Here is a 21,258-nt window from a genome sequence, read left to right as displayed (position 1 = left end):
CATGCAGTTCGAGCCGGGGGACCGTCGTCGAGTCCTGCCGCGCCATCTGCGCCCCGCCCCCGCGCCCGAGATCTTCTCGTACACGATCCGCGCCGCCCGGCCCTCAGACCTGCCCCATGTGCGCGAGATCTACAACCATTTCGTGAGCAACTCGGCCGTGACGCTCGACGAGCGACGCAGCAGCATTCCCTACTGGCGGGAGAAGTACGCCCTGCTCGCCCGGCTGGAACTGCCGTTCCTCGTCGCGGTGTCTCCAGGCGGTGAGGTGATGGGGTATGCCCTCGCTCAGCCCTGGGCGGGGAAGAACGCCTACAAGTACACCGTCGAGGATTCGATCTACCTGGGCCCCGGAGCAGGAGGCAAAGGGCTGGGGGCGGCCCTGCTGCAGGCCCTCATCGATGCCTGCGAGCAGATCGGCCTCCGCGAGATGGTCGCGGTCATCAGCGACCACGGCGCCGAGGCGTCGATCCGACTGCACGAGAAGCTCGGTTTCGTCGAAGCGGGACGCATGGGGCGCGTCGGGTACAAGTTCGGCCGCGACCTGGGCACCGTGTACATGCGTCGCGTGCTCAAGCCCACGGGGCGGCGGCGGGGGAGTCTGTTCGGCTCGCGGCGCTGAGGACGCGTGGTCGGAGTCGGGAACTCGGGTCAGCGTCCGGGGGAACCGGGGATCACGGGGATCGCGGCGAGCAGCCTCTTCGTGTAGTCCTGCGTCGGATGCAGGAGCACGTCGCGCGTGGAGCCCCGCTCGACGATGTGCCCGTCCTTCATCACGACGACCGTGTCGCACAGGTTCTGCACCACTCCGATGTCGTGTGAGACGAGCACCAGCGTGAGAGCGGTCGTGCGTCGCATCTCGATCAGAAGCTCGAGGATCTGGGCCCGCACCGTCACGTCCAGCGCCGACAGCGGCTCGTCGCCGACCAGGATCCGTGGGCCATGCACGATCGCCCTTGCGAGGGCGATCCGCTGCCGCTGCCCGCCCGAGAACTCATGCGGGTAGCGGTCACCCATCTCGGGTTCGAGCCCGACCTGGGCGAGCACTTCCCGCACACGCGCACGGTGATCGCCTTCGATACCGAGGGCCCAGAGTGGCTCCCGGACGATCTGACCGGCCGTCATCCGGGGATCGAGCGACGCGTACGGGTCTTGGAACACCAGCCCGGTCTCCCGACGCAGCCAATGCAGGGACTTCGCCGATGCGGTGGCGTCGACCGTGCGGCCGTCGACGGCGATCGTGCCGGATGTGGGGCGGTCGAGACCCAGCAGCAGCCGGACCAGCGTGGACTTGCCCGATCCGGACTCCCCGATGATGCCGACGGACGATCCTTCGACGATGTCGAGGTCGGTGGGAGCGAGGGCCGTCTGGGTGCGGGTGCGCTCGAACGCAGAGCGCTTCGGTACGAAGAAGTCGCGCCCGAGCCCTCGGGCTTCGATCAGGCTCATGCGACGCTTCCGTCCGGACGCCACAGGGTCGCCGTCGCATCGCGCAGCAGCCCCTGCGTGACGGGGGAGGAAGGCGCGGAGAGGAGCGTCGAGACCGGGGCGGCTTCGACGACGTGCCCGTGTTCGAGCACGACCCCCTCGGTCGCGACCTGGGCGAGCACCGCGAGGTCGTGCGTGATGAACACGAGGGACATTCCTTCGTCTGCGACGAGTGCGAGCAGCAGGGAGAGGATCTCGGCCTGGATCGTGACATCGAGCGCAGTCGTCGGCTCATCGGCGATGAGCAGCCGCGGGCGGCACGCGAGTGCCATCGCGATAGCGACGCGCTGGCGCTGACCGCCGGAGAGCTGATGCGGGTAGCGGTCAACGATCGACTCCGGGTCGGGCAGCCGCACCCGCGCCGCTGCTGCGATCGCCCGTTCTCGGGCTTCCCGGCGGCCGAGTCCCTCGTGGATGCGGATCGATTCCGCGATCTGCCGCCCCACGGTCCTGATCGGGTTCAGGGCCGTGCGCGGCTCCTGGAACACGATGCCGATGTCGTCGCCGCGAAGGCGGGCCAACTCGCGGTCCGGCATCCCGATCAGCTCGGTGTCGTTCCAGCGGATGCTGCCGTTCGCGGTCGCGCCGTCGGGGAGCAGCCCCAGCACGGCAAGTGCGGTGAGGGACTTGCCGGAGCCGGACTCGCCGATGAGTCCGAGGCGCGCACCATCGGGCACCTCGAAGGAGATGCCGTCGACCACCGGTCTCCCGTCGATCTCGACCACGAGGTCCTTCACGGAGAGGCTCATGCGACCACCCCCGGGGTGTGGATCTCGGCGGCGCGATGCCGCAGGGTCGGATCGGTCGCCTCGCGCAGACCGTCACCCAGCAGGTTCAGCGCGAGCACGGTGATGGTGATCGTGAGCCCCGGCCAGAGGACGGACAGCGGATGCACTCCGATATACCGCTGGAGATCGGCGAGCAGCAGGCCCCAGCTCGGCTCGACCACGGAAGCGCCGAAGCCCAGGTACGAGAGCCCGGCTTCGGCGAGGACGGCGACGGCCATCGACCACGACAACTGCACGATGAAGACCGGGGCGACGTTCGGCAGCAGGTGCCGCACGAGGCTCTGGGTCGGTGTGAGACCCGCGGCTCGCGCCGCCAGGACGAAGTCGCTCTGCTGCACACGGCGCAACTCGGGTCGAGTGACTCGCGCGATGTTGACGCCGAAGCCGATTCCCACCGCCCAGATCACGACCCAGAGGGATCCGCCCCAGACCGAGGAGATCATCATGGCGATCAGCAGCACGGGGAACGCGATCAGGATGTCGACGAGCACCGCCACGGTCTCTCGCAACCAGCGCGCGGTGAGCGCCCCGAGGGCGGCGAGGGCGATGCCGACCACTGTGGCGACGACACCTGCTCCGATGCTCACGAAGACGGTTGTGCGGGCGCCCGCCATCAGCAGGCTCAGGATGTCGCGACCCGTATCGTCGGTGCCCAGCAGGTGCGGCCAGCTCGGCGGCAACCACCGATCGCCGATGTCCGAGGCCTGCGGATCGAAAGGCGTCCAGAAGACGGCGACGACCGCGGTGAGGGCGATCACGACGACGACGATGACTCCGAAGCGCCCCGTCGAGGTGTCCCACAGTCGGCCCAGCCAGCGCGGAGTCATGCGGCCTCCCGCTGTCGAGGGTCGATCGCACGGTGTACGAGGTCGACCAGGAAGCCCACGACCAGCACGAATCCGGTGAGTACGAGCAGTTCGCTCTGCACCTTGATGAGGTCGCGCGTTCCGACATCGGCCACGAGCATGCGTCCGATCCCCGGGAGGGTGAACAGCTGCTCGATCACCACCGAGCCGACGATGATGCCGGCCACCTGGAGGCCGAGCACCGTGATGATCGAGAGACCGACGGCCGGGATGCCGTGTTGGATGAGCGCCCTGTTGCGAGTGAGGCCCTTCGCCGCGGCTGTGCGGACGAAGTCCTGGCCTGCGGCTTGGAGGGTCGCGCTGCGCACGAACCGCATCAGCATCGCCCCCTCGACGATCCCGATCGTGAGGGCGGGAAGCAGCAGGGATTCGATCGCCTTACCGGGCGTCGACCAGCCGGTGCGGGGGAAGCCCTGCGGCGGAAGCCAGCCCAGCCAGACCGAGAAGACCACGATGAGCATCATGCCGGCCCACACCACGGGAACCGCGGCCAACGCCTGAGCGCCGACGCTGAGCGCGGTACCGCCCCGTCGGTTGCGCAGGAGCGCGGCCAGGATGCCGAAGGGTACGGCGATGAGCACGGCGATCAGGAGCGACATGATGCCCAGCGGAACGGTGACCTGGGCCTTGAGGAAGAGCTCTTCGCCGACGGAGGCACCCGACAGCAGGGAGGTGCCGAGATCGCCGCGGAAGATCCCGCCGATCCAGTCGGTGTACTGGGGGAGCAGAGGGCGGTTCAGTCCGAGGGATTCGCGCAGGGCGTCGACCTCGGCGGGGGAGGCCTGCGTGCCCGCGATCAACTGCGCGACGTCGCCGGGGAAGACACGGAGCGTCAGGAAGATGAGCACGCTCGACACGAGGAGCCCTGCGATGAGCAGGGCTCCTCGGACGAGCGCGTAGCGGATCACGAAGGGGTGACCGCTCGCTACTTCTCAGCGGAGACGGTGACGCCGGCGAGGTTGATGCGCGAGTTGATCGAGTCTTCGGGGAAGCCGGTGACGATCGGGCTCACCGCCGTGATGGTCTCGCCGTTGTAGAGCCAGTCTGCGGCGTGGTCCTCGGAAACGATGCGCGCGGCCTGTGCGAGAAGATCCGCGGACTTGTCCGGGTCGACCTCGGCCAGTGCCTTCGCGTACAGGTCCTGCACCTCGGCGTTGTCGTAGCCGAAGTAGTAGTCCGGGTCGGCGAAATTGCCGAAGTCGCGCGGCTCGACGTGCAGCACGAAGCTGAGGTCGTAGTCGTGGTTCGTGTAGACGTCTTCCAGCCAGGTGGGGAACTCGACGGAGTTGACTTCGAGAGTCACGCCGACCTTCTTGAAGTCCGAGATCAGCACCTTCGGCACCGTCGTGCCGTAGAACGAGGGGATCGTGAGGGTCAGCTCCAGGTTCTTCTGTCCGGCCTCCGCGAGCAGTGCCTTGGCCTTCTCCGGGTCGTAGGAGATCACGTCGGACAGGTCTTCGTAGCCCGGGTCGAGCTCGGGGATCGGACCGTACAGCGCGGTCCCTGCGCCGACGGCGTCGATGAGGGCCTCGTGGTCGATGGCGAGCCGGAGGGCCTCGCGCACACGGACGTCGTCGAGGGGGGCCTTCTTGTTGTTGAAGGCGAGCGTCGCCTTGTCGGTCGTGCGCCCTGTCGTGAGAGCGAAGTCTCCGGAGTCCTCGAGCTGCGGTGCGAGGTTCGGGTCCACGGCGGTGAGCACGTCGACATCACCGGCCAGCGCGGCGTTCACACCGGCGGTGAAGTCGGGGATGTACTGGAACTCGACCTGGGCGACCCCGGCCGCCTCCCCCCAGTAGGCGTCGTTGCGCGCGAACGTGATGGTGCTGCCCTTGTTCCAGCGCGTCAGCGTGAAGGGTCCGGTGCCGTTTTCGGCCGTCTTCAGATCGGTGGTGTCGCCGGTCTTGAACACCAGACCAGCGGGACCCGTGAGGGCGAACAGGAAGTTCTGGTTCGGTGCGGACAGCACGATCTCGACCGTCGTCGGGTCGGGTGCGGTGATCGCCGTCACGGAGGCGAAGTCCGCGTTGCCCTGCACGGTCGTGTCGGTGCGCACGGTCTCGTAGGAGGAGACGACGTCGGCGGACGTGAGCGGCGTGCCGTCGTGGAAGACGACCCCGTCGTTCAGGGTGAAGGTGTAGGTGAGGCCGTCGGACGACACCTTGTAGTCGGAGGCGAGGCGGCCCTCGATCTCGTTGTCCTGCGTGCGGGTGACGAGACCCTCGTAGATGTTGTCGATCAGGATCTGTTCGAGCGCGGCGCCACTGGTGTGGCGGATGTCGAGGTTGGTGGGTTCGAGGACCAGCCCGACGTGGAGGGTGGCGCTCGGGTCGGGTGTTCCCGGGGCGCTGCTGGGCTCGGGGTCGGTGGCGCCGGAGCAGGCGCTCAGGATCACGGCGGTGGCCGCGAGCGCGGATATCAACGCGAGACGTCGGGTGCGTCGGAACATGGGCGTTTCCTCTCGGTACGGCAGCTGCTGTGTGCCGTGGGATCGAGCCTAGAGATGTGTGGCGGGGTGAGGGTCGGGTGTGGAACGGAACGTCATATTCCGCGAACGGGTGTTGCCGAGTCGATGAGCCCGGCGAGCGCGGCCGGCGCCGTCTCCTGCACGTTGTGGGTCGCATCGAGGACGACCACCTGCGCCGCAGGCACGCGTCGCTGGAACTCGGCGGCATCGGCCTCGCTGACGAATCCTCGTGCGGCACGCACCAGGGTGATCGGTGCGTTGACTGCGGCCAGGTCATCCCAGCCCGTCTCATGCAGAACCGATGGAGCGGTCGCGGATCCGGGGTCGTGAGCCGCAAGAGCCTGGGCGGCGAGGTGCGCGAAGTGGTGCTTCCACTCCACGCGTCCGTCCGCGCGCACGCGCGTGTTCAGGAAGACACCGCGTTCGGTCTCGGGACGGGATCCGCCGAACCCGAGCGCGATCGCCTTGTCGACGAGTTCGTCCCGCGTGGCGAAGTCGGTCGGGCCCGCGTAGAACTCACGCAGCGCTGCGGGCCCTGCCGTCACGTCGATCCCCGGCGTGATGTCGACGATGATGAGCTCGGAAACAAGGTCGGGTCGCACCGCGGCCAGAGCGGCGCCGGTGAGTCCGCCGAGTGACTGGCCGACCACGAGCTGCGGCTGCGTGGTCCAGGCGTCGAGCGCCTCGGCGACGTCACGGGCGAGAGTGCGCGGTGTGTAATCGACGTCTTCGCGCCAAGACGAGTCTCCGTGCCCGGCGAGATCGATCGCGAGCAGCGGTTGCTGCGCGGCGAGCGACGTCGTGTCCCAGGTGTGCGCATTGAGACCGGCCCCGTGGAGCAGGGTTACCCGGGGTGCATCGGCCCCGAAGCGGAGTGCGCTCAGGGTGCGGCCATCGGCGAGGGGGAGCGTGAGACGCTCCACGCTCGGGAGCGCAACGCCGAGTGCGTCGGCCTGTGCGGGAAGATAGCTGAACTCGCTGATGTCGATCGCCACGTCCACATTCTGCGCCCTCACGAGGACCGGCACGAAATGCGAGAGCGATATGACAACGCGGTACGTCACTCTATTGCGCAGTATGTCATGAGATTACAGGTCAACGTTGTCGAAGTGCATTTCGGAGGTATCGCGTCGTCCTGGGCTACGCGCCCGTCCGCCGAATATCATGGAGTCATGAGCGAGACGCGTGTGCACCTGTCGAAGACCGAGCCGACCGCGTACCAGGCGCTTGACGCGTTCTCGAAGACGGTGGGGCAGATCTGCGCGGCCAACGGCATCGACGATCGCCTCAAGGAGCTCGTCATGATCCACTGCTCGCAGCTCAACGGCTGCGCCTACTGTGCGCGGATCCATGTGGATAGGGCGATCGCGGCCGGGATCGACACCGACACGCTCACGCAGATTCCGACGTGGCGTGAGAGCGGCGTGTTCAGCGACCGCGAGCGCGCGGCACTCGAGCTCGCCGAAGCCTTCACCTTCATCTCCGAGGACGGGATCTCCGACCAGGTGTACGACCAGGTCGGAAGCGTGTTCACCGAGAAGGAGTACGCGGCGCTCAGCTGGGCGTGCGTATCGATCAATGCCTTCAACCGCATCGTGATCGCCGGGCGCTATCCCGTTCCCGCCCGCGCCCCGCAGGCGCAGGCATGACGATCCTCGACATCGAGGGTGTCTCGAACTTCCGGGATGTCGGTGGCATCCCCGCGGAGGGTGGTCGTATCCGCGCGGGCGTGCTGCTGCGATCGGGGCAGCTCTCCGGCGTCACCACATCCGGCGCCGCCGCCGTGCGATCGAGCGTTCAGCACATCGTCGACCTGCGTGACGGGGAAGAGGTCGCGGCGGAGCCGACCGAGATCGAGGGTCCGGAAACCACCCACCTCCCGCTGTTCCTCGGCTCGGTCCGATCGTTCTTCGAGGCCGACACCAGCCTCGATGATCTCTATCTGCACCTCCTCGAGGAGAGCGGAGACCGGCTGGTGGAGGCCATCCGCATCATCGCCGCGGGGGAGCGGACCCTCGTGCACTGCACCGTCGGGAAGGACCGCACGGGAGTCACGGTCGCGCTCGCCCTCTCCGCGGTCGGCGCCGATCGGGAGGCCGTGATCGCCGACTACGCGCTGACGGAATCGCAGCTCCCGGTTCACCGTACGCAGCGGATCGCCGAGTACCTGCGCGCTCAGCATCCCGACGCGATCCACGCGGTCGCCCTCGCCACGCAATCCCCGGCGCCCGTGATGCGTCGCCTGCTGGAGCAGGTCGATGAGCGGTGGGGTTCCGCCGCCGGGTACCTGCGCGCGCAGGGGATGACCGAGGCTGAGCTGGCGGCGCTGTCGGGGGCGCTCGTCGAGCCATCGCCCCAGGGGTGACGGCTCGATCATCGCCTCGTCGATGCAAGGTTAGGCAAGCCTTCACTTGGTGTACGATGGACTCACCATGAACACCTCGCTCGAGACCCGCGGCACGCGTGCCGAACGTCGCGCAGCGCGACGGCGCGCGCACCATCTGGTCACGGCCGATGAGAACTCGCTCACCGAGCTCGAGCTGTTCCTGACCACGCTCCCGCTCTGCGCGTCCGGCCGTATCTTCATCGAGGTTCCCGAGACCGCCGATATCGGCGTGATCGAGGCCCCCGGCCGCATGACGGTCACGTGGCTCGCGCGCGAGCAGCGCTCCGGTGCTCCCGGAAGCGGGCGCGCTTGCGCACCCGGTCAGGCTCTGGCGCGTGCGACCTGCGCGTGGGCCGACGAGATGATGTGCGACGACGAGATAGAGACCCGCGTCACGCTGCTCGGCGGCTACCTGGGTACGGCCGACATCGTCGAGCACCTGACGAGCTCGCTGGAGATTTCCCCGGCGCTCATCCACGCTCCCGAGCGCTTCGGCCTGCTGCCTGCCGACCGCTGATCCTCGCTTCCCGACTCGGAGACCTCAAGATCGGTCGCCTGACTCGGTCAGCGCGTGCGGCGCACGTAGTTGCCGTCTTCCAGCCCCGCCTCGATCTCGAAGCGGTTGTGCAGCGGGTCGCGCCCGGCGAACAGGTACAGGACGGGCATCAGGAAGCCGTAGCGGAGCCACTGCGCCTTGTGCACGGCCTCATGTCGGAGTACCGCCTCGCTGGGGCGGACGTCACCGGTCAAGAAGCAGCCGCCTACGCAGACGCCTCCTCGGTTGAAGGTCCAGCTCGGCATGCCCTGGAACACCCACAGCCCGGCGCGTCGCTCGACGGGACCCGTGCTCCACAGCGATCCCCAGAGCCAGCCGATGCCCGTGCCCCAGAGGTAACCGAGACGGCTGATCGGGGAGCGCAGCAGGAACGCCGGGATGCGACGGTCGAAGCGCCGTCCGCGCGCGAGGGCTTCTTCGGCCTCCGGTCGCCAGTCCGTCGCCGCGGTCACGCCACGGCTCCGACCAGCCGTAGCAGCGCGCCCAGGTCGTCGACCGCGTCCGCAGGAGACCGCGGAGCGAACCCGGCGATCGTCGCCCCTGCCAGCGGCAGGTCGGTGCGCAGCGCGCGGATGGCGGTGCTCAGTGCTGCAGGCGAGAGCCCGAACGGTACCGATGACGACACACCGGCGAAGTCGGAGGGATCGAGCACATCGACGTCGATGTGAACCCACACTCGCGTCGCCCCGGTCGCCCGGACCGCGTCGAGCAGCGCTTCGGGGCGCGCGAGGTCGTCGACCGAGAGGTTGGTCAGAGGAGTGATCTGCTCGACTTCCGCGTCGTCGAGATTGCGCATGCCGACGGTCACCACACGGTTCGCCGGGATCGCGGGGGACAGCACGAGCTGATCTTCACCCTCACCGAGCAGGGCACGCAGTGCCATGCCCGAGAACGCGCCTGACGGTGAGGTCTCGGGGGTGTGCATGTCGGCGTGCGCATCGCACCACACCACGGCGAGCCCCTCCGTCCCTCCCGGGAGCGCATCGAGGGCGGCGACGGTGACGCTGCAGTCGCCGCCGATCACCACGGTGTCGGAGTCGACGTGCCCGTGCACCATCTCACGGGTGCGCAGCAGAGCGCTCAGGCGGCGGACCCCGGTGCCCAGGGATTCACCGGCCTCGACCGGTACGTCGAGCACCGTCGTCGCAGCGCGGGGGAGGTCACCTGCGATCGCTGCGGCGCCGTCGGTGAGAAGCATCGCGCGCGGTGCGGGCGAACCCTGCCACTGCGGGATGACGAGGAATCGCACCATGGGTGCCTCCGAAGAAGAGAGGGCGGATACCCCTGGCGCGCAGCCAGGGGCATCCGCCGGTCGTGTCAGTTGCCTTCGATGGCCTGGCGGGGAGCGCTGCCGCCGGCCTTGAGCTCGGCGAGGCGGGCCTCGACCTCGGTCAGTTCGCCGAGGTCTTCCAGGCTCTCGAACTGCGCGTCGAGGCTGGACGCCGCGAGCTCGATCTTGCCCTGGGCGATGGCCTCCTGGCGGCGGACCTTGTCTTCGAACCGTCCCAGCTCGCTGGTGGGGTCGAGCACGTTGATCGAGCCGACAGCGTCCTGCACCTTGGTCTGCGCCTCGGCGACCTTGGCGCGTGCGAGGAGCTCGCTGCGCTTGTTCTTGAGCTCGACCAGCTTGTCCTTCATGCCGTTCAGGCCGCTCTTGAGCTTGTCGACGATCTCGGTCTGCGCCGCGATCTGAGGCTCGGCGCCGGTGGCCTCGCGCTCGGCGCTGATCTGGCGCTGAAGTGCGATCTTGGCGAGGTTGTCGAACTTGTCGGCGTCGGCGGTGTTGCCGCTCGATCGCATCTCATCGGCCTTGCGGCTGGCGGCGAGGGCCTTGTTGCCCCACTCGGTCGACGCCTGGACGTCTTCCTCATGGTCGCGCTCGAGCAGGCGCAGGTTACCGATCGTCTCCGCGATCGCCGACTCGGCGTCGGCGATGCTGTTCGTGTAGTCGCGAACGAGCTGATCGATCATCTTCTGCGGGTCCTCCGCAGAGTCCAGCAGGGAGTTGATGTTCGCGCGGACGAGGGTCGAGATACGTCCGAAGATGGACTGCTTGGTCATGCGTGGTTCCTTTCAGAGGGCGTCTTCGAGAGCTTGTCGTAAATGTCTGTGTAGGGGATCAGAAGCGTCGACCTCCCGATCGGCCGCTGCGGCCGCTGCTGCGGGAGCCGCCGCCCCCTCCGAACCCGGAGCTGCGGAATCCTCCGCCTCCGGACGAGCGCCAGCCGCTGCTGCTTCCGCGTCGTGAGGAGCCGCCGCTTCCGCCGCCGGCGAGGAGTCCGCCGATGATGCCGCCGAGGATGTCCCCACCGATCCCCGAGCCGCCGGACGACGATCCGGATCCGCCGAACGGGCCTCCGAATCCGCCCTGGTCGTATCCGGGAGGGGTGTAGGCCTGCACGTCGGATTGCGCCGCGGAGGTCGCCTGGCCCGCCAGAGCGAGCGCGCGATTGGCCTCCGCCAGCGCGGCGTCGGGGTCGGTCGCCCGCAGATTCAGTGCGCGCGTCAGACTCGCTTCCGCGTTCGCGAGGCGGGTGCGTGCGGTGGAGCCCACCGTTCCGCGCCGGGTCTCGATGAATTCGCGAGCGGCGCGGATCTCGGAATTCGCCTGCGTGAGGGTCTGCTCGAGCATCTGCTGCACACGACGCGCGCGCTCGACGCTCTCCCTGCCCTGAGCGATCGCGGCATCGATCTGCGTGTTGGCCGCCGTGAGCGCCTCGAGCACGCGCTGGGGATTGCGGGCCGAACCCGTGAGATCGGACTGCGCCACCTGAAGCTGCTGGGCGGTCGCGGATGCGGCGCCCGCGATCGTGCCCTCGGGGTCGGGCAGCTGCTGAGCCGCCGCGAGGTCTGCCTGCAGCTCGGCGACGAGCGCCTGGGACTGGGCCTCGATCGTCGAGAGTTCGGTGCCGAGCGTCGTGACCGCTTGGGCGAGCTGAGCGGCTTGAGCCACGGACTGCTCGGCCGTGCGGATCGCGAATGCCGCCTCACCCGACCGTCCGGCCGCGATCGCCTGAGCGGCGGCCTCGATCGAGCGATCCGCCAGGTCGGCACGCTCGCGGGCCTGGTCAGGATTGTCGGCCACCATCGCGAGTGCCGCGGGGGCATAGGTCGCAGACAAGGCGGCGAGGGCCGGTGCGGCTGACGAGAGGACGCCCTCCAGAGCGGCGCGCTCGGCGCGAACCCTCTCGAGCTCCTGCGGGGCGTTCTGCTCCAGTTTGCGGAGGGCGTCGAACGCCGCGGTGTTGTCGTCGAGGATGTCGTCGATCTCATCGGCGATCTGGATGATGCGGATGTGCCACGCCCTGCGGTCGTGGATCGTGTCCTCGATCTCGTCATCGAGCTTCTGCTTCAGGTCGAAGGCCTCGGAGATCTTGGCCTTCGCCGCATCGACGACGCGCGTGAATTCGTCGGTCGCGCCCTCGCCGAACTGGGCGACGGCGAAACCGAGCTCTTCGCGGCTCGAGGTGATCGCGTCATCCGCCTGCACGAGCGCGAGGCCGGCCTGCGTCTCGACCTGCTGATCGGTGAGCGTGGAGAAGGGATCGGCGGGATCGGGCGTCTCGGGCATCGCGCCGCGTTCGCGGACCTCGGCCCTGCGGCGCGCGCGGCGCACCAGCGCGACCACGAGCCACACGAGCAGCGCAACCACGACGATGGCGACGACGATCAGTCCGATGCGGAGCGCACCGGCGCCGCCATCTCCCTGGATCTCGTCGGCGGCGAGGGTGATCGCCCCGACCCAGTCGCCGTCGGAGGCGAAGGGGACCATCTTGTCTTCGATGCTGTCGAGTTGGCTGAAGCTCACGGGGCCGTCCGGGGCGGCGGAGATGTAGTAGCTGCGCCCGTCGACCGCGATCGCGAGGAGATACTGCTCGGTGCCGAGGTTGTTGTTCTGAGCGACGGTGTCCGCCCATTGCACATTGTCGGTGGGATTGGTGAAGTCGTCGACGAGGACGACGAAGAGATCGGCGTTCGAGTTGTCGGTCAACTCCTGGAGCCGGGCTTCGACGGTGGCCTCTTCATCGGCGCTCAGCGCACCCGCCTGATCGGTGACGTACCCCGCGTCGAGGGTGAGCGGATCGGTGGCTGATGCCGCGGAGGCAGTGAACGCCCCGGCAATGGCGGCGAGCGTGAGTGCGGCCAGCGCGAGCCACCGTTTCGTCATCGTGTTCCCTCCGACCGGCAGCCGAGCCCCATGTCATGAGTCTATGCATTGAGTCCGACACGCGACAGCACTCGATGCGGCTTCGCCGTTCGCCCTCAGCGCAGACACATACGCTGGGAGGCATGGACGACATGTACGGTTCGGATGTGCTGGCCACCGGCTGGCGCGACCGCGGCGCGAAGCAGGTGCCCCAGGTGGCGGCGGAGACGGATCTGGTGGTGGAGGTCGCCGACGACGGCTTCTGCGGGGCCGTGACCCGCGTGCAGGGTGGGAACGTCGAGCTCGAGGACCGGGTCGGACGTCGACGTCTGTTCCCCCTCGGAGGCGGATTCCTGATCGACGGTGCACCGGTTCGCCTGGTCGTCCCCGCGGCGCGCGCCCAGGGGCCACGTCGGACGGCATCCGGATCCTTCGTGGTCGCCGATCAGCGTGCCCGCGTCGCGCTGCCCAGCCGCATCCTCGTCGAGGGCAAGCACGATGCCGAGCTCGTCGAGAAGGTGTGGGGCGCCGACCTGCGCGTCGAAGGCGTGGTCGTCGAGTTCCTGCAGGGGGTGGACCTGCTCGACGATCTGCTGGCGGCCGAACCGCCCAGCGCGACCAGACGCTACGGCGTGCTCGTCGATCACCTCGTCCCTGGTTCCAAGGAGTCGCGGATCGCCGAGGCGGTCGCCCGCGGTCCGCACGGTCGCCATCTCCGCATCGTGGGGCACCCCTTCGTCGACGTCTGGCAGTGCGTGACTCCGCGAGCCCTCGGCATCACGAGGTGGCCGGAGATCCCGCGCGGCATCGAGTGGAAGGTCGGCATCTGCCGTGCCTTCGGCTGGCCGCACGAGACGCAGGCCGACACCGCGCGCGCCTGGCAGCACATCCTCTCGAAGGTCACGACCTATCGGGATCTGGAACCTGCCCTGTTGGGTCGGGTGGAAGAGCTCATCGACTTCGTCACGGCGCCGCCGGCCTGAGAGCGGCTCCCGCCGGAGGCACCGGACGCCGCGACGCCGACGGCTACCCTGGAATCATGCCCGAACCCCGTACCTTCCGAGACGAACCGGTGTCGTTCGTGCGCCGTAGCGGTCGGATGTCCGATGCCCAGGAGCGCGCGTTCTCCGAGCTCGGCCCGCACTACCTGCTCGATGTGCCGAGAGATGTCGCCTGGACGTCTGTGCACCCCGAGGCCCGTCTGGACCCCGAGAGCGAGTACGGACGCGCGGCGGATCTCTACGTGGAGATCGGCTCCGGGCAGGGGCACGCGATCGTGGCTGCGGCGTCGTCGCGTCCGGATGACGACTTCCTCGCCGTCGAGGTGTTCCGTGCCGGACTCGCACGGACGATGCTCGACGCCGACCGTGAAGGAGCCCGCAACCTGCGTGTGGTCGAGGCGAATGCGCCCGAGGTGCTCTCGTCGTTCCTCCCCGAGGCTGCGGCGCGGGAGGTGTGGATCTTTTTCCCCGACCCGTGGCACAAGAAGAAGCACACGAAACGTCGACTGGTGCGCCCGGGATTCGGCGACACCGCGGCGAGGGCGCTGCGCGACGGCGGACTGCTGCGACTCGCGACGGACTGGGAGGACTACGCGCTGCAGATGCGCGAGGTGCTCGATGCTGAACCGCTGTTCGAGCGTGCGTTCGAGGGGGAGTGGGCGGACCGTTTCGACGGGCGTGTCATGACCGCGTTCGAGCGCAAAGGCATCGCCAAGGGGCGAGACATCCGTGACCTCGTGTATCGGCGCAGGGCTCGTCCGTGACCGACGTGCGGCGTGACACGATGCAGCGGCTGGGCTTCGTGCCGGCACTGCTCGTGTGCGCCGCGGCCCCGGCGTTCTTCGTGCTGGAGATCCCGTGGCTCGGTTGGGCGCTGCTCGCGGTGGGGATCTGTGCGGCATGGGTGATCGAGCGCGGTCGTACGGCCGAGGGTCAGGTCGTGAGCATGGGTGCTCGACAGGAGACGGCGACGGTGATCGGTGTGCACAGGCCGCCGTCGCTCACCCGAGACCTCTCCCTGATCGCGGTCGGTCTGCTGATCGTGAGCGTCATCCCGTTGGCCGCCGAACTCGACAACCTCGCCATGCTGCGCTTCACGCTCGCGCTCGGCGGGGCGGTGGCGGTCCCCTATGTCATCTCGAGGTTCGTCTACCGCGACCGCGCGATCGGCTTCCCGTGGCGGACGCACAGACGCTGGGGGTGGCTGCAATGGGGATGGCTCGTGGCCGTGCTGGTTCTCGGCTGGCTGATCCTGCCCTTCTACTTCATCACCAGCGGGGTCTACCAGAACTGGCCCGTGGTCGACACTCCCGACCTCATCGCGAGGCTCTTCGTGGGCGTCGGCGCTGTCGGAATCTGGGACGAGCTGTTCTTCATCTGCACGGTGTTCGCTCTGCTGCGACGTCACTTCCCGGATCTCGTCGCGAACGTGCTGCAGGCGATCGTCTTCGTCTCCTTCCTCTGGGAGCTCGGGTACCGCGAGTGGGGACCGCTGCTGACCATCCCGTTCGCTCTGCTGCAGGGGTACATCTTCCTCCGCACGCATTCGCTCGCCTACGTCGTCACGGTGCATCTGCTTTTCGACGCCGTGGTGTTCGCCGTGCTGGTGCACGCGCACAATCCGGGGCTGCTGCCGATCTTCCTCGTGTAGTACGGTCACCGGTCGGCTTGCTCCTGGCCTCTCGGAACGGGAGAATCAGCCCATGCTCATCGTCGGTCTCGTCCTCGCTGCAGCCGCCGCTGCGTTCCACGTCTTCATCTTCGCGCTCGAGTCGCTGAGATGGACCGACCCCGAGACGAGGAAGATCTTCGGCGTCGCCAGCGAGGCCGACGCGGTCACGATGAAGCAGCTCGCCTTCAACCAGGGGTTCTACAACCTCTTCCTCGCGCTGACGACCCTGCTCGGCATCGGTCTCGTGATCGTGGGCGCGGAGACGGTGGGGCTCACGCTCGTCTTCGCCGGTACCGCGATGATGCTCGCCGCCGCGCTGGTGCTCGTGCTGTCTGACCGCACCAAGGTGCGCGCGGCCACGATGCAGGGCGCTCTGCCTCTCCTTGCCGTGGTCGGCACGGCGATCGGCGTCGCGATCAGTTGATAGCGCAGGGGTGACATCCGCCGCGACAGCGACCACACTCGTTGCATGGCCGACTGGGTGCTGCACGTGGACATGGATCAGTTCATCGCCGCGGTCGAGGTTCTGCGAAGGCCCGAGCTCGCCGGCCTCCCGGTGATCGTGGGCGGTCGGGGAGATCCCACCGAGCGCGCTGTGGTGTCGACCGCGTCGTATGAGGCTCGCGCCTTCGGGATCGGTTCGGGTATGCCTTTGAAGATCGCCGCGCGCAAGGCGCCCGATGACGCGGTCTTCCTCCCCGTGGACCACGAGGCCTATGCTCTGGCCTCTGGCGAGGTGATGGCCGCGCTCCGGACGTTGCCGGATGTCGTGCTCGAGGTCGTGGGCTGGGACGAATGCTTCCTCGGCGTGACGACGGACGATCCGGAGACGGTGGCGCGGACCGCGCAGGCCGCGGTGCTCGATGCGACCGAGCTGCACTGCTCGGTGGGGATCGGCGACAACAAGGTGCGGGCGAAGATCGCGACCGAGTTCGGCAAGCCCGGCGGCATGTTCCGTCTCACGGCGGAGAACTGGTTCGAGGTCATGGGAGACAGAACGACGCGCGAGTTGTGGGGCGTCGGGCCCAAGGTACAGAAGCGACTGGCCGCGCATGGCATCATGACCGTGCGTGAGCTCGCCGATGCCGACGAGCAGACGCTCGTGGCGGAGTTCGGACCGCGGATGGGCGTCTGGTATCACGGCTTGGGCTCGGGGGTCGGTCCGCGTACCGTCGATGACACGCCCTGGGTCGCTCGCAGCCACAGTCGGGAGATGACGTACCAGCAGAACCTGACGACACCGGACGAGGTCGAGGCGGCGATCAGGGAACTCGCGGCCCAGGCCTTCGACGACTGCGCCGCCGAGGGGCGACCCGTCGTGCGTGCGCACCTCAAGGTTCGGTACGCCCCGTTCGAGACCAGGACGATCGGTCGCAAGCTTCCGGGGCCGACCACGGATCGTGAAGATTTCGTCGCGGTGGCAGCGGCACTCGGCGCCACGCTCGACCCGGAGCGTGAGGTTCGACTCCTGGGCGTGCGCGCGGAGATGACGATGCCGGACGACGCCGACGACACGGAGCGGACGCCGGTGCGTGGCAGGATCTGACCTGTGTCCACCGCGCGCGGAGCCGAGCGCCGGGACCGATCATTTCCGCACGACGGCCGCCACGGCGCTCACCTCGATCAATGCACCGGGTACTCCGAGCCCTGCCACCAGCGCAGCAGTGACGAGGGGCGGGGCGCCATCCCTGGCGAGCCTCGAGGCGACCGCTCCGTAGGCTGCGCGCAGATCCGCATCCTGATGGATCAGAACCGTCCAGCTGATCACGTCGTCGAGGCCGGCGCCGACCGACTCGAGAGCGATCCTGGCGTTCTCGACCGCGCGCAGCGACTGCTCGCCGGCATCGGACGAGACGACGGTTCCCGTGGTGTCGACGCCGTTCTGACCACCGACGTAGATGGTCGTCGCCCCGGGAGGGACGACGGCCACGTGACTGAATGCCGGACTCGCGACGAGTCCTTCGGGCTGAGTGAGTGTGATGTCCATGCGCACACTCTGCACCCGGGGGCCGACATCGGGAAGACCCCCGGGTGCAGACGCGCTCAGAAGCGGAGAAGCACCTTGCCGACGCGCCCTGCGGTATCGCTCGCCTGCACCGCCGTTCGGATGTCGGCGGCGTCGAAGATGCCGGCGACGGGCAGGGTCAGACTGCCGTCGGAGAGGCGCTGGAACAACTCGCCGAACAGTGCACTGCGCGTGCTCGGATCCAGCTGCGGGATCACCTTGCTGCCCCAGAACCCCTTCACCGTGGCCTGTTTGAAGATCACATCGGAGGAGGCGATCTCCATGGTGGGGGAATCCATCGCGCCGAACGCGATCAGGGTTCCTCCTTCAGCGAGCAGTGAGAGCACCTGGCCGGCTGACGCGCCGCCGACCGAGTCGACACCGGCGACGATGGGTGCACCGCCGGTGAGAGCGCCCACCTGCGCCTTCCAATCCTCCTGATCGGTGGCGACGACCCTGTCGATGCCCTGTTCCCGGAGCTCCGTGATCCCCGCCGTCCGGCGCACGAGGCCGACGACATTCACACCGCGCGCGGAGCCGAGCTGCGCGAGCATGCGCCCGACGGCACCGTTCGCCGCGTTCTGGACGATCCAGTCGCCTTCCTTCACCGTGAGGAAGTCGAGCAGGGTGATCGCGCTGAACGGCATCGACACGAGCTGAGCGGCCGTTTCATCGGGAAGTCCGTCCGGGATGGGGATGAGTCCTGCGGCGTTCGTCACGATGTACTCGGCCCATGCGCCGAAGCTGCCGCCCGTGGCGACGCGCTGGCCGACCGTGAGGTGCTCGACACCGGCGCCCAGCGCATCGACGACGCCCAGCGCCTCCGTGCCCGACGCGGCGGGCAGCTCGGGCTTGAAGCCGTAGGTGCCGCGTACTGTCCAGAGATCGTGATTGTGGATGGGGGAGAGCACCACTCGCAGGCGGACCTGCCCGTCGCCGGGCTCGGGAAGCGGGCGGTCTTCGATGCGGAGGACGTCTTCCGGATCGCCGAAGGTGGGGTGGATGAGTGCGCGCATGGCGGTTCCGTTCTGTGGGAGCTGGGGTCAGTGGGCGTCGCCAGGGTGGGCTCTGCCGAGGTCGACGGTCGCCTGCTGGAGGCGATCGGTGATGTCGTGCAACTCGGCGATGAGCGCCCTGCGGTGGTCGTCGTCGTGGAGTCCGGAGATCGCGGTGATCCTGGAATGGATGGGCGCGACTTCGGAGCGAAGGTCGCGTCCCTTGTCGGTGAGGGTCACGGTCACGACGCGTTCGTCCTCACGACTCCGCGATCTCGCCACGAGTCCTGCCTGCTCAAGGCGTCGGACCAGGGGGGAGAGGGTTCCGGAGTCCAGGCGCATCACCTCGCCCAGGGAGCCGATCGTCTGTTCGCCGTCGAGCCAGAGTGCGGCGAGGACCAGGTACTGCGGATACGTCAGCCCCCAGGGGGCGAGCAGGGTCCGGTACGCCTGTGTGGTGGCGCGCGCGGCGGAGTAGAGCGAGAAGCACACCATCTCGTCGGTCACGGGCATGACTAAAGCATTGCATGCCATTTGATTGTGCACAACTTGAATGATGGAGAAGAGGGCGTGCTCGCGATCGAGCACGCCCTCTTCTCTGTCGGTCTAGCGGAGGACCTTGGCCTTGATGGTGTTGTACTCCTCAGCCGTGATCGTGCCGGAGTCCAGGAGGGCCTTCGCCTTCGCGATCTCCTCGCTCGGGCTCGTGCCGGCGACCTGCTGGATGTACGCGTCGGCCGCACTCCGAGCGTTCGCCGCCTCGGCGTTGCTCCGCTCCGCCATGCCCGAACCCCGAGCGATCAGGTACACGAGCACCGTGAGGAACGGAACGAAGATCAGGAAGATGATCCACACCGCCTTCCACCAGCCGTTGAGCTTCCGATCACGGAAGAGGTCGGCGACGATGGCGAACAGGGCGAACAGGTACGAGATGAAGACGAAAGCCAGCAGGAACCACCAGATGATGTCCCAGAACGATCCCCAAAAACTCATGATTTCTCCTTCAAAAGATGTTCCGCGCGAAGTCGGCGGCCCGTCGGACGTTACTCGGTGCGAAGGAGTGCACGCACCGTCCGCGGTCGGAGTTCACCAGGGTGAGTCGAGAGTCCGATCCTTTCCTCCCGTGTTCCTGCGGGCATGCGCCGCAGTACGCTTCTGACGACCCGAAGACGGAAAGGCGGATGCCGTGACGAGACGACCGCCGTGGCTGTTCAGCACGGTCGTGGGCTATCAGCGCACCTGGATCCTCCGCGATGTGATCGCGGGGCTCTCGGCAGGTGCCGTCGTGATCCCGCAGGCGATGGCCTACGCGACGATCGCGAATCTCCCCGTGCAGGTGGGGCTGTACACCTGCATCGTGCCGATGATCGTGTACGCGTTCCTCGGGGGGAGCAGGGCGATGAGCGTCTCGACGACGTCGACCATCGCGACGCTGACCGCGACGACCCTGGTCTCCGCAGGTGTGGCCGCCGGATCCGACGAGGCGCTCGGCTCTCTGATGATGCTGACGCTGCTCGTCGGAGCGGTCCTGCTGATCGCGCGGCTCTGTCGGCTCGGGTCGCTCGTCGAGAACATCAGCGGGGCAACGGTCCTCGGCCTGAAGATCGGTGTCGGGGCGACGGTCGCCGTCGGACAGCTGCCGAAGCTGCTGGGGGAGAGCGACGACTTCTCCGGCCATGGATTCCTCCGCTCGCTCGGCGCCGTGGCCCAGGCTGTCGGAAGCGCGAACTGGCCGACGATCGCCCTCTCAGCCGGATCGATCGCGGTGATCCTCGTGCTCAAGCGCTTCGCTCCGAAGGTGCCGGGCACTCTGGTGGTCGTGGTCGGCGGAATCCTCCTGGTCGGGCTGGCCGGAATCGATCGGCTCGGGGTCGATCTGATCGCACCCGTGCCGAGCGGCATGCCCGTTCCGGGGATACCGGACTTCGGACAGGCCGTGGCGCTGGTTCCCGGGGCTCTCGCGATCGCCGTGATGGCCTTCCTCGAATCCGCAGCCGTCGCCCGCAGCCTCCGCAAGGCCACCGAGCCTCAGATCGACAGCGATCAGGAGCTCTTCGCGACCGGAGCGGCGAACACGGTCGGTGCCTTCTTCGGCACCATGCCCGCCGCCGGCGGATTCTCCCAGAGCGCGGTCAATCAGAGCGCGGGGGCGCGCTCGCAGGTGGCGACCGTCGTCACCGTGGTGCTGGCCGTCCTCGTCGCCCTGTTCCTCGGCCCGGTTCTCAGTCTGCTGCCCGAGGCGACGTTGGCCGCGATGGTGTTCGTCGCCGTGGCCGGGCTCATCAACATCCCCGAACTCGTGCGCTGGGCGCGGATCAGTCGTGTCGACTTCTGGATCGCGCTGTCGGTGGCCATACTCGGTCTCACGGCAGGGCTGCTCCCGGCCGTGGCCGTCGGTGTCGTCGTGACCCTCGTCCTGGTGCTGCGCGAGGTCAACGTTCCCAAGGCGACCATCGTGGGCAGTGACGCCGGGGTGCTCGGCGTCGACCTGGACCGTGGCCTCTACACGGCGAACGCGATGGCGAACGAGCGGATGCTCCTCGAGACCGTGGCGGCGCAGGGGGAGCGGACCCACGCGCTCGTGCTGGGGTTGAAGCAGCAGGAGGTGATGACGATCACCGTGCTCGACGCGCTGGAGAACCTCGACCGCGAGCTCTCGCAGCTCGGAGTCGTGCTGCACCTCGCCGCATTGCCCGAGGCGGCGAAGACCGTCGCGGAGCGCACGCACTGGTTCGCCGGTCTCGAGTCGACGGGTCGCGTCCACGATTCGGTGCAGGAGGGCATGACCGCGGCCGCATCGGCGATCGCTGCCTCAACGCCCAGCGTTCACCAGGGTGAAGTGGACGGCGCTCCCTGACGCGGCGCGCTCGTCGTCCCTAGGCTGGCACCACGA

Annotated in this window: 24 protein-coding genes; 10 read left to right on the top strand and 14 right to left on the bottom strand. The window is 68.2% G+C overall.

The window, feature by feature from the left end:
* Nucleotide 1: 1 nt before the first annotated feature.
* On the top strand, nucleotides 2-619 hold the full coding sequence (locus ACIQLD_RS04580; protein ID WP_402605566.1) for a GNAT family N-acetyltransferase: 618 nt from the start codon (nucleotides 2-4) through the stop codon (nucleotides 617-619).
* 29 nt (nucleotides 620-648) lie between these two features.
* Here the strand turns inward: ACIQLD_RS04580 and ACIQLD_RS04575 are convergent, their stop codons facing one another.
* The 6 genes from ACIQLD_RS04575 to ACIQLD_RS04550 form a co-directional block, all read right to left on the bottom strand.
* Complete coding sequence (locus ACIQLD_RS04575) at nucleotides 649-1,446, bottom strand: ABC transporter ATP-binding protein (RefSeq protein ID WP_402605564.1); 798 nt, start codon at nucleotides 1,444-1,446, stop codon at nucleotides 649-651.
* The gene (locus ACIQLD_RS04570) at nucleotides 1,443-2,234 is read right to left on the bottom strand and encodes an ATP-binding cassette domain-containing protein (protein WP_402605561.1); all 792 of its coding nucleotides are present in this window, start codon (nucleotides 2,232-2,234) and stop codon (nucleotides 1,443-1,445) included. The genes ACIQLD_RS04575 and ACIQLD_RS04570 overlap by 4 nt, the downstream gene beginning before the upstream one ends.
* Nucleotides 2,231-3,100 carry an ABC transporter permease gene (locus ACIQLD_RS04565; protein ID WP_402605559.1) on the bottom strand — a complete coding sequence of 290 codons (870 nt, stop codon included), beginning with the start codon at nucleotides 3,098-3,100 and terminating at the stop codon, nucleotides 2,231-2,233. The genes ACIQLD_RS04570 and ACIQLD_RS04565 overlap by 4 nt, the downstream gene beginning before the upstream one ends.
* Nucleotides 3,097-4,047, bottom strand: coding sequence for an ABC transporter permease (locus tag ACIQLD_RS04560; RefSeq protein ID WP_402605557.1), 951 nt, complete (start codon nucleotides 4,045-4,047; stop codon nucleotides 3,097-3,099). The genes ACIQLD_RS04565 and ACIQLD_RS04560 overlap by 4 nt, the downstream gene beginning before the upstream one ends.
* A 17-nt stretch (nucleotides 4,048-4,064) precedes the next feature.
* The gene (locus ACIQLD_RS04555; protein ID WP_402605555.1) at nucleotides 4,065-5,585 is read right to left on the bottom strand and encodes an ABC transporter substrate-binding protein; all 1,521 of its coding nucleotides are present in this window, start codon (nucleotides 5,583-5,585) and stop codon (nucleotides 4,065-4,067) included.
* 92 nt (nucleotides 5,586-5,677) lie between these two features.
* A complete protein-coding gene (locus tag ACIQLD_RS04550) occupies nucleotides 5,678-6,604 on the bottom strand; it encodes an alpha/beta fold hydrolase (protein WP_402605553.1) in 927 nt (308 codons plus the stop codon).
* A 171-nt stretch (nucleotides 6,605-6,775) separates the two neighbouring features.
* On the opposite strand from ACIQLD_RS04550, the gene ACIQLD_RS04545 reads away from it, so the two are divergent.
* The 3 genes from ACIQLD_RS04545 (at nucleotide 6,776) to ACIQLD_RS04535 (ending at nucleotide 8,506) form a co-directional block, all read left to right on the top strand.
* The gene (locus ACIQLD_RS04545; protein ID WP_402605551.1) at nucleotides 6,776-7,252 is read left to right on the top strand and encodes a carboxymuconolactone decarboxylase family protein; all 477 of its coding nucleotides are present in this window, start codon (nucleotides 6,776-6,778) and stop codon (nucleotides 7,250-7,252) included.
* Nucleotides 7,249-7,968 (top strand): tyrosine-protein phosphatase, encoded by a 720-nt coding sequence (locus tag ACIQLD_RS04540; RefSeq protein WP_402605548.1) that lies wholly within the window; start codon nucleotides 7,249-7,251, stop codon nucleotides 7,966-7,968. The genes ACIQLD_RS04545 and ACIQLD_RS04540 overlap by 4 nt, the downstream gene beginning before the upstream one ends.
* Nucleotides 7,969-8,035: 67 nt before the next feature.
* Nucleotides 8,036-8,506 carry an SIP domain-containing protein gene (locus ACIQLD_RS04535; RefSeq protein WP_402605546.1) on the top strand — a complete coding sequence of 157 codons (471 nt, stop codon included), beginning with the start codon at nucleotides 8,036-8,038 and terminating at the stop codon, nucleotides 8,504-8,506.
* Nucleotides 8,507-8,553: 47 nt separating this feature from the next.
* Here the strand turns inward: ACIQLD_RS04535 and ACIQLD_RS04530 are convergent, their stop codons facing one another.
* From ACIQLD_RS04530 to ACIQLD_RS04515, 4 genes are all read right to left on the bottom strand, one after another.
* A complete protein-coding gene (locus ACIQLD_RS04530; RefSeq protein ID WP_402605543.1) occupies nucleotides 8,554-8,997 on the bottom strand; it encodes a Fe-S oxidoreductase in 444 nt (147 codons plus the stop codon).
* Entirely contained in the window at nucleotides 8,994-9,797 is an 804-nt protein-coding gene (locus ACIQLD_RS04525; protein ID WP_402605540.1) for an arginase family protein, read from the bottom strand. The genes ACIQLD_RS04530 and ACIQLD_RS04525 overlap by 4 nt, the downstream gene beginning before the upstream one ends.
* 65 nt (nucleotides 9,798-9,862) lie before the next feature.
* Nucleotides 9,863-10,606 carry a PspA/IM30 family protein gene (locus ACIQLD_RS04520; protein ID WP_105668571.1) on the bottom strand — a complete coding sequence of 248 codons (744 nt, stop codon included), beginning with the start codon at nucleotides 10,604-10,606 and terminating at the stop codon, nucleotides 9,863-9,865.
* 58 nt (nucleotides 10,607-10,664) lie between these two features.
* A complete protein-coding gene (locus tag ACIQLD_RS04515; protein WP_402605537.1) occupies nucleotides 10,665-12,713 on the bottom strand; it encodes a TPM domain-containing protein in 2,049 nt (682 codons plus the stop codon).
* Nucleotides 12,714-12,835: 122 nt separating this feature from the next.
* On the opposite strand from ACIQLD_RS04515, the gene ACIQLD_RS04510 reads away from it, so the two are divergent.
* From ACIQLD_RS04510 to ACIQLD_RS04490, 5 genes are read left to right on the top strand one after another with little or no spacing between them, the layout of a single operon-like run.
* Nucleotides 12,836-13,675 (top strand): DUF3097 domain-containing protein, encoded by an 840-nt coding sequence (locus ACIQLD_RS04510; protein WP_402605534.1) that lies wholly within the window; start codon nucleotides 12,836-12,838, stop codon nucleotides 13,673-13,675.
* Nucleotides 13,676-13,731: 56 nt separating this feature from the next.
* Nucleotides 13,732-14,457, top strand: a complete 726-nt coding sequence (gene trmB, locus ACIQLD_RS04505) for a tRNA (guanosine(46)-N7)-methyltransferase TrmB (protein WP_402605531.1) — start codon at nucleotides 13,732-13,734, stop codon at nucleotides 14,455-14,457.
* A 20-nt stretch (nucleotides 14,458-14,477) separates the two neighbouring features.
* Nucleotides 14,478-15,344 carry a CPBP family intramembrane glutamic endopeptidase gene (locus ACIQLD_RS04500; RefSeq protein ID WP_402608482.1) on the top strand — a complete coding sequence of 289 codons (867 nt, stop codon included), beginning with the start codon at nucleotides 14,478-14,480 and terminating at the stop codon, nucleotides 15,342-15,344.
* Nucleotides 15,345-15,396: 52 nt separating this feature from the next.
* Nucleotides 15,397-15,789, top strand: coding sequence for a DUF1304 domain-containing protein (locus ACIQLD_RS04495; RefSeq protein WP_402605528.1), 393 nt, complete (start codon nucleotides 15,397-15,399; stop codon nucleotides 15,787-15,789).
* A gap of 45 nt (nucleotides 15,790-15,834) precedes the next feature.
* Complete coding sequence (locus tag ACIQLD_RS04490; RefSeq protein WP_402605526.1) at nucleotides 15,835-16,911, top strand: DNA polymerase IV; 1,077 nt, start codon at nucleotides 15,835-15,837, stop codon at nucleotides 16,909-16,911.
* A gap of 39 nt (nucleotides 16,912-16,950) precedes the next feature.
* Here ACIQLD_RS04490 and ACIQLD_RS04485 read toward each other — a convergent pair whose 3' ends face one another.
* The 4 genes from ACIQLD_RS04485 to ACIQLD_RS04470 form a co-directional block, all read right to left on the bottom strand.
* On the bottom strand, nucleotides 16,951-17,352 hold the full coding sequence (locus ACIQLD_RS04485; RefSeq protein ID WP_402605523.1) for a RidA family protein: 402 nt from the start codon (nucleotides 17,350-17,352) through the stop codon (nucleotides 16,951-16,953).
* 56 nt (nucleotides 17,353-17,408) lie between these two features.
* Complete coding sequence (locus ACIQLD_RS04480; protein WP_402605521.1) at nucleotides 17,409-18,386, bottom strand: zinc-binding dehydrogenase; 978 nt, start codon at nucleotides 18,384-18,386, stop codon at nucleotides 17,409-17,411.
* A 27-nt stretch (nucleotides 18,387-18,413) separates the two neighbouring features.
* Nucleotides 18,414-18,878: a MarR family winged helix-turn-helix transcriptional regulator gene (locus ACIQLD_RS04475; protein ID WP_402605518.1), complete on the bottom strand. Its 465-nt coding sequence runs from the start codon at nucleotides 18,876-18,878 to the stop codon at nucleotides 18,414-18,416.
* 93 nt (nucleotides 18,879-18,971) lie between these two features.
* Nucleotides 18,972-19,358: an SHOCT domain-containing protein gene (locus ACIQLD_RS04470; RefSeq protein ID WP_387183768.1), complete on the bottom strand. Its 387-nt coding sequence runs from the start codon at nucleotides 19,356-19,358 to the stop codon at nucleotides 18,972-18,974.
* A gap of 193 nt (nucleotides 19,359-19,551) precedes the next feature.
* On the opposite strand from ACIQLD_RS04470, the gene ACIQLD_RS04465 reads away from it, so the two are divergent.
* Nucleotides 19,552-21,222 carry a SulP family inorganic anion transporter gene (locus tag ACIQLD_RS04465; protein WP_402605514.1) on the top strand — a complete coding sequence of 557 codons (1,671 nt, stop codon included), beginning with the start codon at nucleotides 19,552-19,554 and terminating at the stop codon, nucleotides 21,220-21,222.
* The last annotated feature ends 36 nt before the right edge of the window (nucleotides 21,223-21,258 follow it).

This window comes from Microbacterium sp. NPDC091662, from assembly GCF_044756705.1.
Lineage (GTDB): Bacteria > Actinomycetota > Actinomycetes > Actinomycetales > Microbacteriaceae > Microbacterium.
The sequence above is the reverse complement of the archived record's forward strand: the minus strand, read 5'-3'. Positions and strand labels throughout refer to the sequence as shown.

Coding starts and splice junctions, on each gene's coding strand:
- ACIQLD_RS04580 (WP_402605566.1), top strand. CDS start 2: ATGCAGTTCGAGCCGGGGGACCGTCGTCGAGTCCTGCCGCGCCATCTG.
- ACIQLD_RS04575 (WP_402605564.1), bottom strand. CDS start 1,446: ATGAGCCTGATCGAAGCCCGAGGGCTCGGGCGCGACTTCTTCGTACCG.
- ACIQLD_RS04570 (WP_402605561.1), bottom strand. CDS start 2,234: ATGAGCCTCTCCGTGAAGGACCTCGTGGTCGAGATCGACGGGAGACCG.
- ACIQLD_RS04565 (WP_402605559.1), bottom strand. CDS start 3,100: ATGACTCCGCGCTGGCTGGGCCGACTGTGGGACACCTCGACGGGGCGC.
- ACIQLD_RS04555 (WP_402605555.1), bottom strand. CDS start 5,585: ATGTTCCGACGCACCCGACGTCTCGCGTTGATATCCGCGCTCGCGGCC.
- ACIQLD_RS04545 (WP_402605551.1), top strand. CDS start 6,776: ATGAGCGAGACGCGTGTGCACCTGTCGAAGACCGAGCCGACCGCGTAC.
- ACIQLD_RS04540 (WP_402605548.1), top strand. CDS start 7,249: ATGACGATCCTCGACATCGAGGGTGTCTCGAACTTCCGGGATGTCGGT.
- ACIQLD_RS04535 (WP_402605546.1), top strand. CDS start 8,036: ATGAACACCTCGCTCGAGACCCGCGGCACGCGTGCCGAACGTCGCGCA.
- ACIQLD_RS04525 (WP_402605540.1), bottom strand. CDS start 9,797: ATGGTGCGATTCCTCGTCATCCCGCAGTGGCAGGGTTCGCCCGCACCG.
- ACIQLD_RS04520 (WP_105668571.1), bottom strand. CDS start 10,606: ATGACCAAGCAGTCCATCTTCGGACGTATCTCGACCCTCGTCCGCGCG.
- ACIQLD_RS04515 (WP_402605537.1), bottom strand. CDS start 12,713: ATGACGAAACGGTGGCTCGCGCTGGCCGCACTCACGCTCGCCGCCATT.
- ACIQLD_RS04510 (WP_402605534.1), top strand. CDS start 12,836: ATGGACGACATGTACGGTTCGGATGTGCTGGCCACCGGCTGGCGCGAC.
- trmB (WP_402605531.1), top strand. CDS start 13,732: ATGCCCGAACCCCGTACCTTCCGAGACGAACCGGTGTCGTTCGTGCGC.
- ACIQLD_RS04500 (WP_402608482.1), top strand. CDS start 14,478: ATGCAGCGGCTGGGCTTCGTGCCGGCACTGCTCGTGTGCGCCGCGGCC.
- ACIQLD_RS04495 (WP_402605528.1), top strand. CDS start 15,397: ATGCTCATCGTCGGTCTCGTCCTCGCTGCAGCCGCCGCTGCGTTCCAC.
- ACIQLD_RS04490 (WP_402605526.1), top strand. CDS start 15,835: ATGGCCGACTGGGTGCTGCACGTGGACATGGATCAGTTCATCGCCGCG.
- ACIQLD_RS04485 (WP_402605523.1), bottom strand. CDS start 17,352: ATGGACATCACACTCACTCAGCCCGAAGGACTCGTCGCGAGTCCGGCA.
- ACIQLD_RS04480 (WP_402605521.1), bottom strand. CDS start 18,386: ATGCGCGCACTCATCCACCCCACCTTCGGCGATCCGGAAGACGTCCTC.
- ACIQLD_RS04475 (WP_402605518.1), bottom strand. CDS start 18,878: ATGCCCGTGACCGACGAGATGGTGTGCTTCTCGCTCTACTCCGCCGCG.
- ACIQLD_RS04470 (WP_387183768.1), bottom strand. CDS start 19,358: ATGAGTTTTTGGGGATCGTTCTGGGACATCATCTGGTGGTTCCTGCTG.